This is a genomic window from Tabrizicola sp. YIM 78059 (assembly GCF_004959785.1).
In the GTDB taxonomy this organism is placed as follows: domain Bacteria; phylum Pseudomonadota; class Alphaproteobacteria; order Rhodobacterales; family Rhodobacteraceae; genus Tabrizicola; species Tabrizicola caldifontis.
This window is the reverse complement of record NZ_SJZH01000009.1, coordinates 71,465-84,771: the sequence shown is the minus strand read 5'-3', so window position 1 is coordinate 84,771 and position 13,307 is coordinate 71,465. Positions and strand designations below refer to the sequence as shown.

The window sequence follows — 13,307 nt, the reverse complement described above, 5'->3', positions numbered from 1 at the left end:
GGTCGCCCCGCCGCCACCTGACCGAGTGACCCATGCCCGACCTCGCCACCCTTCTGCCCATGCTTGCCGCCTTGGTCGTGATCGGCGCCTTCGCCGGGGTGATCGGCGGGCTTCTCGGCGTCGGCGGCGGGATCGTGCTGGTGCCGGCCTTCTTCTACGCTTTCGGCCATCTCGGCTATGGCGGGGGGCAGCTGATGCAGGTCTGTGTCGCGACCTCGATGGCGACGATCGTCGTCACCTCGCTGCGCTCGGTCTCCTCGCACAACCGCAAGGGCGCGGTGGATTGGCAGGTGCTGAAGACCTGGGGCCCGGCGCTGGTGATCTCGGCCGCCATCGGCACCTATGTCGCGGGCAAGGTCGCCTCGACCACGCTGCAAGCCGTGTTCGGGGCGCTGGCGGGCCTCGCCGGGCTCTGGATGGCCTTCGGGCGCGAGCACTGGCGGCTTGGCGATCACATGCCCGGCGAGCCGGTGCGGAGCACCCTGGCCGGATCGGTCGGCTTCTTCTCGGCAATGATGGGGATCGGCGGCGGCACCTTCGGCGTGCCGCTGATGACGCTTTACGGCATGCCGATTCACCGCGCGGTCGCTACCGCCTCGGGCTTCGGCGTGCTGATCGCCGTGCCCTCGGTTCTGGGCTTCCTGCTGCTGCCCGTGGCCGAGGCGCCGCCCTGGACGGTCGGAGCGGTCAACCTTCCCGCCTTCCTCGTCGTCATCGGCACCACACTGCTGACCACGCCGCTTGGGGTGCGACTCGCCCATGCGATGAACCCCAGACCGCTGAAGCGCGCGTTCGCGGTATTCCTCACGCTCGTCGCGCTGAACATGCTGCGCAAGGTTCTGGGATGGTAGGCGCAACGACAGATCGGGGATGGCTGCGCCTCGGCCCCCACCCGGCCATCGCCGCCTGGGCCGCCGCCGCCCGCACCGCCGCGCTCGACATCCTGGCTGCGACCGCCGAACCCTGGCGCTGCGGCGGCACCTGGTTCGTCGGCGTCGATGCCCTGCCGAACGGCCCCGACGGCGCGATCGGCGGCACGCCCTTCCCTTGGGAGGCCCTGCCGCTTGCCCCCGAACCCCTGCACCGCGGGCAGCTTTCGGTGATCCGGCCCGGCTATCCCCAGCCCTCGGCGGAAGAAGGCCCCGCCGCCTTCGCCTTTCGCCGCGACCGCGACGCCGCACATCTCGACGGCCTTTTGCCCATCGGCCCCGACCGCCGCCGCATGGTGAAGGAGCCCCACGCCTGGATCCTCGGGCTTCCGCTGAACGACACCTCGGCCGCGCCCCTGACCGTCTGGGAAGGCAGCGCCGGGATCCTGCGCGCAGCACTTCTTCAGGCGCTTTCCCCGCACCCGCCCGAGGTCTGGGACCGGATCGACATCACAGGGCCCTACCAGACCGCCCGCCGTCAGATCTTCGCCAGCTGCCGCCGGGTCGAGCTGCCCGCCCGGCCCGGAGAGGCGACCCTCCTGCACCGGTTGACACTGCACGGCGTCGCCCCTTGGCGGCCGGGGGACAGCGCCCCGCCCGAAGGCCGGATGATCGCCTACTTTCGCCCGCAACTCGCCAGCGTCCGCCAGTGGCTGGAAACAGCCTGACCTTGCTCCTTTCCCAAATACTCTGGGGATTTGGGGGTGAAACCCCCATCCAGAGACAAGCGGTCGCAAGACCGCGCAGGCGAGCCTGTGGACTTGCGCCGCCAGGCGCTCCGCCCGGTTACCGCTCCATCCGGGCCATCCGCCCGCCGCGCCGCTTCTGCAACCGGGGCGCCCGGCCCGGCAGTTCGGCCATCACTGCCGCACGGTCCTCGTGCGTCATCCTGGACCACTGGCTGATCTCGTCGATGGTGCGGTAGCAGCCTACGCAGATACGTTCCTCGGGATGCACCACGCAGAGCTTTACGCAAGGGCTGGCGATCTCGTCGCGCTTCCAGACATCGTCCTTCAAGACTGCTCACCCCGTCCCATATGCGCCATGCGGTCCAAAGCGCCTTGCAGGATATAGCCCGCGGCTACTTGGTCGATCACCTCTTTCCGACGCTTTCGCGACGTATCCGCCTCAAGCAGTGCCCTTTCTGCTGCAACCGTGGACAGACGCTCGTCCCAGAAGCAGATCGGCAGGGGCGTCAGCTTCTCCAGATTCCGCGCGAAGGCCTGGGTAGATTGCACCCGCGGCCCCATGCTTCCGTCCATGTTCAGGGGCAGTCCCAGCACGATTCCCACCGCCTCGCGCGCCGCCAGCAGCGCCAGCAGCCGGCTCGCGTCCAGCGTGAACCTCTCGCGCCGGATCACCTCGATCGGCGTCGCAACCTGCCGCCGCAGGTCCGACAGCGCCACGCCGATCGTCCGCTCGCCCAGATCCAGCCCCGCGATCGCGCCGAAGGGGGGCAGGGCGGCGGCAAACTCCTCCACGGTGGCGCAGATCACGGGGTCAACCCGCTTTCCACCGCCGCCTGGCGCAGGAAAGACAGTTCCGCCGGCCTCCCCTCGAACTTCGCCTTGGCCTCGTCGTAGATCGTCTGCGCCTCGTCCAGCCGCTCCAGCACCACAAGCGAACGGATCAGGCGGTTCCATTCCTCGACCGATCCACCCTCGGTCGCCAGCCGGTCGGACAGCTGCGCCACCATGCCTTCGATCATCGCCTGCCGGTCCTCGGGGGCCATCCCGGCCGCAGCCGCCATGTCCCCGGCCGTGGGTCCGCGACCCGCGGGCAGGGAATAGCGGATGCCCGCCAGTTCGGCCACCATGGCGATGCGTTCCCGGATCGAGGCAACCCAAGGCGCATCGGGATTGCCGTCCTCGGCAATCGGGCGCCAGAAGCGGAAGGCCTGATCGAAGCGGCCACCCTGCAGGAACATTTCGCCGACCAGATAGCGTGCAAGTTCGTTCGACATGTCGCGTTTCAGCGTCTCGCGCAGCTGGGCCTCGGCCTCGGGCGAGACATAGCCTTCGGCTTCCAGCGCCAGCGCCAGTGCCATGTCGGCGTGATCCTGCGCACTGGCTGCCGCACCCAGAACCGCAAGCAGCCGTTCCTGTGTTCGCACCGCCGCGCCCGTTTCCTCTGCCAAAAGGTGATCACGGAATTTCGCGCGCAGTTGATCCGGGTCGGAGATCGCTGCCAATTCCTCGCGCAGCTTTGCCTCGGCCGCCGCGTCCATGCGCTTTCCCATCCGCTCCAGCTGTTCTGCCTGGCCGGGACGAGAGGCAATGGCGGCATCCAGATCGGCCAGACGTGCCCGAAGCGGCAGGTCGGGATAGCCCGGCGCGCCCAGCCACCAGTAGGCCGCAAGGCCCCCCGGCAAGACCAGCGCAAGGACCAGGGCCAGTGCAGGCAGCTCCCTGCCCGCAGCGGCCGGGGTGCCACCATTCCGGCGGGTCCGGTCTGCTTCCAGCAGCCGACGGCCGACCTCGGCGCGAAGCCGCCCGGCTTCTTCCGCGCCGATCGTGCCGCGCGCCAGATCGCGGTCGATCTCGGCCAGCTGGTCCTTGTACACGCCCAGATCGGCCTCGGCCGCTTCGGTGACTGGGCCGGGCATCCTGCGCAGGGCCAGGGCCAGAACGCCCGCAACGCCTGACGCAAGCGCCACCGCCATTATCCAGAAGCCCCAGTCCTGCATCGCGCGCCCCGCTTGCCCGTCCGGCGATGGATGTAATGGTTTCCCCCCAGGCTAGAAAGGGGCATTGCGACACACGGTCTGCCGGCGGCCTGCGACGCTTCGCCCGGGGCTGCCGCGCATCATGTCGGAAATTTCCCGATTGTGCCGCTACAGGGTGGGGCTGTATCCCGCAAGCGTTCATATCAGAACCGTGCCGTCGATTGCGGTGCACTCCGTCCGAGATGAGGCCACGATGAAGCGTTATTCGGTCTTTGCCATTGCCCGCGAGGCTGTCCGCTACCACCTGGGTTGGGAGAGAGCCTGGGCCTCGCCAGAGCCGAAGGCTTCCTACGACGCGATCATCGTCGGGGCAGGGGGGCATGGCCTGGCCACCGCCTATTATCTGGGCAAGAATTTCGGCATCACGAATGTCGCGGTGATCGAGAAGGGCTGGCTTGGCGGCGGCAACACCGGGCGCAACACCACGATCATCCGCTCGAACTACCTGCAGGATCCCTCTGCCGCGATCTACGAAAAGGCCCGCGCGCTGTATGAGACCCTCAGCCAGGAGCTGAACTACAACATCATGTTCAGTCCGCGCGGCCTGCTGATGCTTGCCCAGACGCATCACGAAGTGCGGGGATACCTGCGCACCGTGCATGCCAACGCGCTGCAAGGGGTGCAGACCGAATGGATTTCGCCCCAGCGGGTCAAGGAACTGGTGCCGATCATCAACATCGACGGGCCCCGCTATCCGGTGCTTGGTGCGCTCTATCAGGCCCGTGGCGGCACTGCCCGACACGATGCGGTGGCCTGGGGCTATGCGCGGGCCTGTTCGGGGATGGGCATGCACATCATCCAGAACTGCGAGGTGAAGGGCGTGCGGTCCGAGAACGGCCAGGTGACCGGGGTCGAGACCACCAAGGGTTTCATCGGCTGCAAGAAACTTGGGATCGTCGTTGCCGGCCATTCCGGCCAGCTGGCCGAGATGGCGGGCTTCCGCCTGCCGATCGAGGCCGTCGCGCTTCAGGCGCTGGTCTCCGAGCCGATCAAGCCCTGCATGGATGTGGTGGTCATGGCCAACACCGTGCACGGCTACATGTCGCAATCCGACAAGGGCGAGATGGTGATCGGCGGCGGCACCGACGGGTTCAACAACTACACCCAGCGCGGGTCGTTCCACCACATCGAGGAGACGCTGCGCGCCCTGGTGGAAACCTTCCCGATCATCAGCCGGCTCAAGATGCTGCGCCAGTGGGGCGGCATCGTGGACATGACCGGCGACCGCTCGCCCATTATCTCGAAGACTCCGCTTGGCAACTGCTTCATCAACTGCGGCTGGGGTACGGGCGGCTTCAAGGCGATCCCCGGCTCGGGCTGGGCGATGGCGGAACTCATGGCCAAGGGAGAACCGGGGCCACTGGCCGCCGAGTTCAACATGTGGCGCTTCAAGGAAGGCCAGTTCATCGACGAATCCGTCGCGGCAGGGGTGGCGCACTGATGCCCGCCCTGCACCCGACCCCGAAAGCATCCCGCAACGGAGACGCAGCATGCTGATCCTCGAATGTCCCTACTGCGGCGTGAAGGCCGAAGAGACCGAGCTTTCCCCTGGCTACGAGGCGCATCTGAAGCGCTTCGGCCCCGGCTCCACCCCCGAGGAGTTCGAGGCCTACATGTTCGCCCGCAAGAACCCCAAGGGCGTGCATTTCGAACGCTGGCGCCACAGCTACGGCTGCGGCAAGTGGTTCCTGGCCGCGCGCTGCACCGCCACGCTCGAGGTGTTCGGCACCTATCCCGCGCAGGTCTCCGAACCGCCTGCCGACATCATCGCGAAGATCCAGGCCCGTCGGCCTGACTGGAAGGGCTACAAATGAGCACGCGCCTCGCCAGGGGCGGCCGGCTGATCGACCGGACCGCGCCCGTCGAATTCACCTTCAACGGCAAGCGTTTCAGGGGCTTCCGGGGCGACACGCTGGCTGCGGGCCTTCTGGCGAACGACCAGATGCTTGTAGGCCGCAGCTTCAAGTATCACCGCCCCCGCGGCATCGTCGCCTCGGGGCCGGAAGAGCCGAACGCTCTGGTGAACCTCGGCACCGGGGCCCGGCTGGAACCGAACCAGCGCACCACCACGACCGAGCTTTTCGACGGGCTGGAATGCACCTCGCAGAACCACTGGCCCAGCCTGGAATTCGACGTGGGCGTGGTAAACAACTACGCCGCGCGCTTCCTGCCGGCGGGGTTCTACTACAAGACCTTCATCCACCCGCGCCCGTTCTGGAAACACGTCTTCGAGCCGATCATCCGCCGCTCGGCCGGGCTCGGCAAGGCGCCGACGCAACCCGACGCCGACCGCTATGAACAGGCCTATGCCTTCTGCGACGTGCTGGTCGTGGGGGCAGGCGTCGCGGGCATGAAGGTCGCGAAGGCTGCCGCCGACAAGGGCCAGCGCGTGATCCTTCTGGAACAGGCCCCGGTCCTCGGCGGCCGCGCCCCGGTCGATCAGACCGAGGTGGACGGCCAGCCCGTCGAGGCCTGGCTGTCGGCGATGGAGGCCGACCTCCTGGCGCGCGACAACGTGACCCTGCGCACCCGCACCTGCGGCTTCGGGGTCTATGACCACGGCTATGTCCTGGCCGACGAGCGCGTGGCCGACCATACGCCCGGCGACGGGCGGCCGAAGCATCGGCTGTGGCGCATCCGTGCGGGCAAGATCGTAAGCGCCACGGGGGCGATCGAACGACCGCTTTCCTTTGCCGGCAACGACATTCCGGGCGTCATGCTCGCCTCGGCTGTGCGTGACTACGTGGTGAACTACGCGGTGTCTCCGGGCGACCGGACGGTGATCGTCACCAACAACGACAGCGCCTACCAGACCGCGCTGGCGCTGAAGGCCGCGGGGCTGGACGTGCCCGCCATCCTCGATGCACGCGAGGTCGCCGACGGCGCCCTGCCGCAGGCCGCCCGCGCCGCAGGGATCCGCGTGCTGACCGGCAAGGCCATCGCCAAGGTCAAGGGCGGGAAGCGCGTCACCGGCGTCGCCGTCTGCGCCCAGGCGGGCGAGGGCACGGTGCAGGAAGAGATCGCCTGCGAGGCCGTCGCCATGTCGGGCGGCTGGTCGCCCGTGGTGCATCTGTGGAGCCACTGCGGCGGCAAGCTGCTCTGGGACGAGACGATTTCGGCCTTTGTCCCCGACCCGAAGCGTCCGCCTCTGAACCATGACGGTTCCGCGATGGTCGAATGCGTCGGTGCGGCGGCGGGCGATCTCGACCTGTCGGGCAAGCCGGCGGCGATCCCGCCGGTCTGGGTCATGCCGCAGGGTGCGCCGGTCCAGTTGCGCAACAAGATGTGGCTCGACTACCAGAACGACGTGAAGGTTTCGGACGTGCAGCTCGCCAGCCGCGAGGGCTATGTCTCGGTCGAACACACCAAGCGCTATACCACCCTGGGCATGGCAACGGATCAGGGAAAACTCAGCAACATCAACGGACTCGCCGTGCTTGCTGAGTCTCTGGGTGAAGAGATTCCGCAGGTCGGCACCACCACCTTCCGTCCGCCCTACACCCCCGTCACCATCGGCGCGCTGGCCGGCGAGGCGCGGGGCGAGATCTTCCAGCCGCTGCGCCGCACGCCCATGCACGAAGCCCACGAGAAGGCCGGCGCCTATTTCGAGCCCGTCGGCCTCTGGCGCCGCCCCTACTGCTTCCCGCGCGCGGGCGAGACCCATGAACAGGCCGTCCACCGCGAGGTGCTGAACACCCGGCAGAACCTCGGCCTTCTGGACGCCTCGACCCTGGGCAAGATCATCGTCAAGGGCCCGGATGCCGGGAAGTTCCTCGACATGCTCTACACCGGCGTGATGTCCACGCTGCCCGTAGGCAAGTGCCGCTATGGTCTGATGTGCAACGAACAGGGCTTCCTGATCGACGACGGCGTGGTCGCCCGGATCGACGAGGACACCTGGCTGTGCCACACCACTTCCGGCGGGGCCGACCGCATCCACGCCTGGATGGAGGACTGGCTGCAATGCGAATGGTGGGACTGGCAGGTCTATACCGCCAATGTCACCGAGCAATATGCCCAGGTCGCGGTCGTCGGCCCGAACGCGAGGAAACTTCTGCAAGTCCTTGGCGGCATGGATGTATCCAAGGAGGCGCTGCCCTTCATGCACTGGGCGGACGGCTCGCTTGCGGGCTTCCCGGTGCGGGTTTACCGGATCAGCTTCTCGGGCGAGCTTTCCTATGAAATCGCCGTCCCCGCCAGCCACGGCGCGGCCTTCTGGGAGGCCTGCATGGAGGCTGGCAAGGCGCTGGGCGCCATGCCTTACGGCACCGAGGCGCTGCACATCATGCGGGCCGAAAAGGGCTTCATCATGATCGGGGACGAGACCGACGGCACCGTGATCCCGCAGGACCTCGGGCTCGACTGGGCGATCTCGAAGAAGAAGGCCGACTATCTGGGCAAGCGCGGGCAGGAACGGACCTACCTCGCCAGCCCCGACCGCTGGAAGCTCGTCGGCTTCGAGACGCTGGACGGCTCGGTCATCCCGGACGGGGCCTACATCGTCGCGGACGGGGTGAACGCCAACGGCCAGCGCAACACTCAGGGCAGGGTGACTTCCACCTACTATTCGCCGACGCTCAAGCGCGGCATCGCCATGGGCCTGTTGAAGCACGGGCCGCAGCGGATGGGCGAAGTGGTGGAGTTCAACACGGTCGCCGGCGGCACGGTCAAGGCGCGGGTGCGCGACACCGTGTTCTACGACAGGGATGGGGAGAAGCAGAATGTCTGACCCGGTTTCCGCGCTGAACGGCGCCAGCTTCCAAGGCTTTGCCACCATCCGGGAAATCGGCCCGCTGGGTATGATAACCCTGCGCGCAAAGGGGCTGAAATCGCTGGACAAGGCGATCAAGGCAGTGACGGGGACTAGGGTTCCCGCGCCGCGCCGGATCGAGATCAAGGGCGACCATGCCTGCGGCTGGATGAGCCCGGACGAATACCTGCTGATCCTGCCTTACGCCGAGGTCGGCGAGGCGATGGGCAAGCTGGCGAAGGCGCTGGCGGGGGAACATCACCTTGCCGTCGATGTCTCGGACGCCCGCGCGGTCTTCCGCATCGAGGGTGACAAGGCCGATCAGGTCCTGCGCAAGCTGATGCCGGTGGATTTCGACCGGCTGGAGCCGGGCGAATTGCGCCGCAGCCGCGCAGCCCAGGTCGCGGCGGCGATCTGGCAGCAGGATCAGGGCTTTACGCTGGTCTGCTTCCGGTCGGTCGCAAGTTACGTCATGGGCCTTCTGACCCATTCTGCCCAACCGGGCAGCGAGCTGTAGCCGCCCGACATTGCAGAGGTCGGGGCAATCACCCCGACCGTCACCCCGGCGTGGAACCCGGCCCGGCCCGGTCGCGTCGATCCCGGCCGGTTGCCCTTGACCTTCCGGCCGCGAACCCTCTTATTCCTGCCAAGCATCACCCGAACAGGAGCAAGCCGATGGCCTTCACTCTTCCCGATCTTCCTTACGCGCATGACGCTCTGGCCTCCCTTGGCATGTCGAAGGAAACGCTGGAATACCACCACGACCTGCACCACAAGGCCTATGTGGACAACGGCAACAAGCTGATCGCCGGCACCGAGTGGGAGAACAAGTCGCTGGAAGACATCATCCGCGGCACCTACCAGCCGGGCGCCGTGGCGCAGAACGGCATCTTCAACAACGCCTCGCAGCACTGGAACCACAACATGTTCTGGACCTGGATGGCCCCGGGCGAGAACAAGAAGATGCCGGGCGAGCTGGAGAAGGCGCTGACCGAGGCCTTCGGCTCGGTGCAGAAGTTCAAGGAGGATTTCGCCGCCGCCGGGGTGGGCCAGTTCGGCTCGGGCTGGTGCTGGCTGGTCAAGGACAAGGACGGCAGCCTCAAGGTCACCAAGACCGAGAACGGGGTGAACCCGCTCTGCTTCGGGCAGACCGCGCTTCTGGGCTGCGATGTGTGGGAGCATTCCTACTACATCGACTACCGCAACAAGCGCCCGGCCTATCTGACCAACTTCCTGGACAAGCTGGTGAACTGGGAAGCCGTCGCTGCTGGTCTGTAAGCGAGGCTTGTGCAAGGTCTGTGACCGCCGGAGCCTCCCTTCGGCGGTCCTGTTTATTGCGGCGCAGGCGCGACAAGCGGTCCGGGTCGCTGTGCTTCCATTCAGGGTCGTCAGAACGCGTCGAGGAAGCGTTCTGGAATAATGTAGGTTTGCGACGTCACGACCTTTCCGTGACGCCAGAGATCACCTTTCGAATCCTTACGCCACTCGCGCATCATGCGCCTGCGCTGCCAGTCGAACTGGAAGTTCTTCTCCTGCGGCGGCGAAGCTTGCAGCGAGATCAGGAAGCGCTCGATGGCTTCCGTCGATTTGGTCCAGCCGATACCGGCAACTTCCGCTTCATCGGCATCTCTGGCATTCGCGATCGCCAGTCTTGTCTGCTGCCGTGAGAGCAACATGTCGCGGTCCAGATAGCGCAAGTGGAACAGGAACAGGCAATTGTCCAGGTTAAGCTGCGGAAAGTCGGACCTGTGCCCCCCCAAGGACCACTTCAGCCTTGCCGAGGAAATGCAGGGCTTTGCGTACGAAGAATTCACCCGCACATGCGGTCGCTGGCGCAGGATCGGCCGGTCTGGGTCGATCCGGTCGGGGCAGAGGTCGTAACGGTGCACCACCTCGACCGCAAAGGGGCTGATCACCCCCACCTCGCGCGCGCGGGCCACGGCATCCAGAAGCGGGATGCCGCAGGCAGGGTCGGGCACGATGATCTCGTCCACGTCGTTCAGCACGACCACGTCGAACCGCCCCAGCAGCATGGCGTTGACATCCGCAAGCATGGTCCAGCGCTTCATGTCCCAGCCGGGGCCGGGTTCGCTGCGGGGCAGGGTGATGATCTGGCATCCGGCGGCGAAATCGGGCGGGGTCTGATCGAACCCGTCCATCAGGATGAACAGATGATGCCGCGGGACGTGCCGGGCATAGTAGTCCACCCAGATGCGAAGAAAGAAATGGTCGTCACGGACCATTGTGACGAAGGCAATGCGGGCGGGACTGGCGGCCATCGTGCAGCTGCCTTCAGCCTGCATCATGTGCTGGCATGGCTGGGGGGCGCAGGGCAACCAGGGTGGCCTCCAGCGATGGCACATCCGGCACGACCGTGAACAGCCGCTTCAGCGACGGGGCGGCGAAGCCTTCGGCGATGACGTGGTCGATCAGGGCAAGCAGCGGGCGCCAGTAGCCTTCGACATCAAGCAGCAGGATCGGCTTGGCATGCAGCCCGATCTGCGCCCAGGTCAGAACCTCGAAGAACTCGTCCATCGACCCGGCACCCCCAGGCAGCACCACAACGGCATCCGAGTTCATGAACATGACCTTCTTCCGCTCGTGCATGTCTTCGGTAATGACAAGATTCGCGCGGTCCCGTGTTTCGCGTTCTTTCCCAAGAAGATGGGTGGGGATCACCCCCAGCGTCGCCGCCCCGGCGGAGATGGCAGCATGCGCGACTGCCCCCATGATCCCGACATCGCCTGCACCATAGACCAGTCGCCAGCCGTTGCGGGCAAAGACGGCCCCTGTGGCGCGCGCAGCCTCGACATAGGAGGGTCGCGCACCGGGGCGCGAGCCACAGAAGACGCAGATCGAGAGGCTTGACATGCCGGGATCCCGAAAACGGTTGCTTTGTCGTGCGATATAAAGATTCCTGAGTGCAAGAAAAGCGGCGCGGCAGAAACCGTGCGGTCGGGGAGATGGGAATGTCGGCATGGGGTGCCATGGGCCCGGGAACGCGGGCTCTGATCGTTGTGCTTGGCGGTATCGCGGTGGCCGCGGTCGGGTATGTCGGTTGGAGGGCACTGCAGCCGGTCGAGCCCGCTTTGGTGTCTGAACCGGCACCCGAAACCGCACCCGAAGCGGCACCCGAGCCTGCGCCTGCCGCCGAGCCTGCCCCTGAAGCGGCCGCCGAGCCAGAGGCCGCAGCGGAAACGCAAAGCCCGGCCTTGGCTGCCCTGCCCAGGATCGATACCTGGCGCGTGGCACCTGATGGCGACGCGCTGATCGCCGGGCTTGCCGCCCCCGAGGCGGCGATCGAGGTTCTGGTTGACGGGCGGGCGGTTGCGACCGGGCGGGCGCTGGCCTCTGGCCAGTTCGTGGTTCAGTTCACCCTGGCCCCCAACCCCGAGCCCAGCCTGATGTGGCTGACCATGGCCGCGGAAGGTGGTGAAGTGGTGGCGTCGGACCAGATGGTGGCGCTGGGGCCGATCGAAGGGCCGAAGCTGGCCGCTGCCGAACCGGCGGCAGAGGGTGCCGAAGCCGCGCCGGTGGCGGAACCTGCTGCCCCTCAGGCCCTTCTGCTCACCGATGAGGGCGCAGTGGTTTTGCAGGACCAACCCGAAGCCGAACCGCTGCCGCCGGCGCAGGTAATGATCGACACGATCACCTATGCGCCCGATGGCGCGGTCCGGATCGGGGGACGGGGTGCGCCAGGGGCGCCGCTGCGGCTTTACCTGGACAATGCGCCGGTTGCGGAACTGGCCGTTCCGGGCGATGGACGGTGGCTTGTGACGCTGGGCGATACGGCACCGGGGATCTATGTGCTGCGGGTCGATCAACTGGGCCCCGACGGCAAGGTGACCTCGCGCTTCGAAACCCCGTTCAAGCGCGAAACGCTTGAGGCGCTGGCAGCTGCGGCCGGACCTGCGGCAGTGCCGGAAGCCCCGGTGTCCGAACCCGATAGCGCGACCGTGGCAGAGCCCCCGGTGGCTGAGATTCCCGTTGCAGAGGCGCCGGCCGAAGATGCCGTGGCTCCCGAAGCCCCGGTGGCAGAGGTCGCCATGGCTGAACCCGTCGTGCCGGAAACACCCCCTGCCCAGGTGGCCGCGACCGCAGAGCCGGTGACAGAACCGGTGTCCGCTGCGGCCCCCGCGCAGGTCTCCGAACCAGTGCCGCAGCCGGATGTGGCGGCCGAAGAACCCACAGTCGCGTCCGAGCCCGTAGCCGTGGCCGAAGCCCCCGTTGAAGCCATGCCGCAGCCGCAGGCCGAAGTCGTGCCCGGACCTGAAGCGATCGAAGCGGCCCCTGCCGCCGAAGTGGCCGCATCGGTGGTTGCCGAGGCCGCCCCCGAACCGCTGCGCCCCGTGACCGTGACGGTGCAGCCGGGCTATACGCTTTGGGGCATCGCGCAGCAACGCTATGGCGAAGGTATGCTTTACGTCCAGGTGTTCGAGGCGAACCGCGACAAGATCAGGGATCCTGACCTGATCTATCCTGGTCAGGTCTTCACTGTGCCCGAGCTGCCCTGAACGCCGTTCTGCCCATGGCTGCAGGCCGCCCGGACATCGGGATGGTCGCAGCAGCAATCGGCCAGAAGATAGCCGATGGTTCGGCCGATTGCGCCGGTATCGGCCGCATAGATCACGTTCCGCGCCGCCCGACGCGACCGGACGAGGCCGGCCTGCTCCAGCGCGGCCAGATGGAATGAAAGACGCGGCGCAGGCACCGCAAGGGCTTGCGCAATCTGCCCTGCCGCCATACCTGCGGGGCCGCGCCGCACCAGAAGGCGGATCAGGTCAAGCCGCGTCTCGTGCGCCATGGCTGACAGGGCCGCAAGGACCGTGCTGCGATCCACTTTACTTCGCTCCATCGTTCAACTATTCAAGAACGGTTGAAATGACCATAGACTAACCCGCGC

General features: G+C 66.9%; 14 protein-coding genes. 8 read left to right on the top strand and 6 right to left on the bottom strand.

Annotated features, from left to right (window positions below; translation table 11 throughout):
- Positions 1–32: 32 nt before the first annotated feature.
- Both EZM81_RS12655 and EZM81_RS12650 read left to right on the top strand, forming a co-directional pair.
- On the top strand, positions 33–851 hold the full coding sequence (locus EZM81_RS12655) for a sulfite exporter TauE/SafE family protein (protein WP_136645962.1): 819 nt from the start codon (positions 33–35) through the stop codon (positions 849–851).
- The gene (locus tag EZM81_RS12650) at positions 845–1,597 is read left to right on the top strand and encodes a hypothetical protein (protein WP_136645961.1); all 753 of its coding nucleotides are present in this window, start codon (positions 845–847) and stop codon (positions 1,595–1,597) included. Before EZM81_RS12655 ends, EZM81_RS12650 begins: the two co-directional genes overlap by 7 nt.
- Before the next feature lie 118 nt (positions 1,598–1,715).
- Here EZM81_RS12650 and EZM81_RS12645 read toward each other — a convergent pair whose 3' ends face one another.
- Genes EZM81_RS12645 through ccmI form a run of 3 tightly spaced genes read right to left on the bottom strand, consistent with a single transcriptional unit; the run spans position 1,716 to position 3,615 of the window.
- Positions 1,716–1,946 (bottom strand): DUF1289 domain-containing protein, encoded by a 231-nt coding sequence (locus EZM81_RS12645; protein ID WP_135450412.1) that lies wholly within the window; start codon positions 1,944–1,946, stop codon positions 1,716–1,718.
- The gene (gene ruvX, locus EZM81_RS12640; RefSeq protein WP_136645960.1) at positions 1,943–2,425 is read right to left on the bottom strand and encodes a Holliday junction resolvase RuvX; all 483 of its coding nucleotides are present in this window, start codon (positions 2,423–2,425) and stop codon (positions 1,943–1,945) included. The genes EZM81_RS12645 and ruvX overlap by 4 nt, the downstream gene beginning before the upstream one ends.
- Positions 2,422–3,615: a c-type cytochrome biogenesis protein CcmI gene (gene ccmI, locus EZM81_RS18725; protein ID WP_135450414.1), complete on the bottom strand. Its 1,194-nt coding sequence runs from the start codon at positions 3,613–3,615 to the stop codon at positions 2,422–2,424. Before ccmI ends, ruvX begins: the two co-directional genes overlap by 4 nt.
- 232 nt (positions 3,616–3,847) lie before the next feature.
- On the opposite strand from ccmI, the gene EZM81_RS12630 reads away from it, so the two are divergent.
- The 5 genes from EZM81_RS12630 (at position 3,848) to EZM81_RS12610 (ending at position 9,682) form a co-directional block, all read left to right on the top strand.
- Positions 3,848–5,095: a sarcosine oxidase subunit beta family protein gene (locus EZM81_RS12630; RefSeq protein ID WP_136645959.1), complete on the top strand. Its 1,248-nt coding sequence runs from the start codon at positions 3,848–3,850 to the stop codon at positions 5,093–5,095.
- 49 nt (positions 5,096–5,144) lie between these two features.
- A complete protein-coding gene (locus EZM81_RS12625; protein WP_136645958.1) occupies positions 5,145–5,468 on the top strand; it encodes a sarcosine oxidase subunit delta in 324 nt (107 codons plus the stop codon).
- Complete coding sequence (locus EZM81_RS12620; RefSeq protein ID WP_136645957.1) at positions 5,465–8,383, top strand: sarcosine oxidase subunit alpha family protein; 2,919 nt, start codon at positions 5,465–5,467, stop codon at positions 8,381–8,383. The genes EZM81_RS12625 and EZM81_RS12620 overlap by 4 nt, the downstream gene beginning before the upstream one ends.
- Positions 8,376–8,921: a sarcosine oxidase subunit gamma gene (locus EZM81_RS12615; RefSeq protein WP_135450418.1), complete on the top strand. Its 546-nt coding sequence runs from the start codon at positions 8,376–8,378 to the stop codon at positions 8,919–8,921. The genes EZM81_RS12620 and EZM81_RS12615 overlap by 8 nt, the downstream gene beginning before the upstream one ends.
- A 158-nt stretch (positions 8,922–9,079) precedes the next feature.
- Positions 9,080–9,682: a superoxide dismutase gene (locus EZM81_RS12610; protein ID WP_135450419.1), complete on the top strand. Its 603-nt coding sequence runs from the start codon at positions 9,080–9,082 to the stop codon at positions 9,680–9,682.
- Between the two features lie 110 nt (positions 9,683–9,792).
- On the opposite strand, the gene EZM81_RS12605 is transcribed toward EZM81_RS12610, so the two are convergent.
- Complete coding sequence (locus EZM81_RS12605; protein ID WP_136645956.1) at positions 9,793–10,683, bottom strand: hypothetical protein; 891 nt, start codon at positions 10,681–10,683, stop codon at positions 9,793–9,795.
- Positions 10,684–10,696: 13 nt separating this feature from the next.
- Entirely contained in the window at positions 10,697–11,275 is a 579-nt protein-coding gene (locus tag EZM81_RS12600; protein WP_135450421.1) for a TIGR00730 family Rossman fold protein, read from the bottom strand.
- Positions 11,276–11,373: 98 nt separating this feature from the next.
- Between EZM81_RS12600 and EZM81_RS18440 the strand changes: the two genes are divergently transcribed.
- Positions 11,374–12,918 carry a LysM peptidoglycan-binding domain-containing protein gene (locus EZM81_RS18440; RefSeq protein WP_248298222.1) on the top strand — a complete coding sequence of 515 codons (1,545 nt, stop codon included), beginning with the start codon at positions 11,374–11,376 and terminating at the stop codon, positions 12,916–12,918.
- Here EZM81_RS18440 and EZM81_RS12590 read toward each other — a convergent pair.
- Positions 12,888–13,244, bottom strand: coding sequence for a helix-turn-helix transcriptional regulator (locus EZM81_RS12590; RefSeq protein WP_135450422.1), 357 nt, complete (start codon positions 13,242–13,244; stop codon positions 12,888–12,890). The two genes, EZM81_RS18440 and EZM81_RS12590, sit on opposite strands and share 31 nt — an antisense overlap.
- Positions 13,245–13,307: the final 63 nt, after the last annotated feature.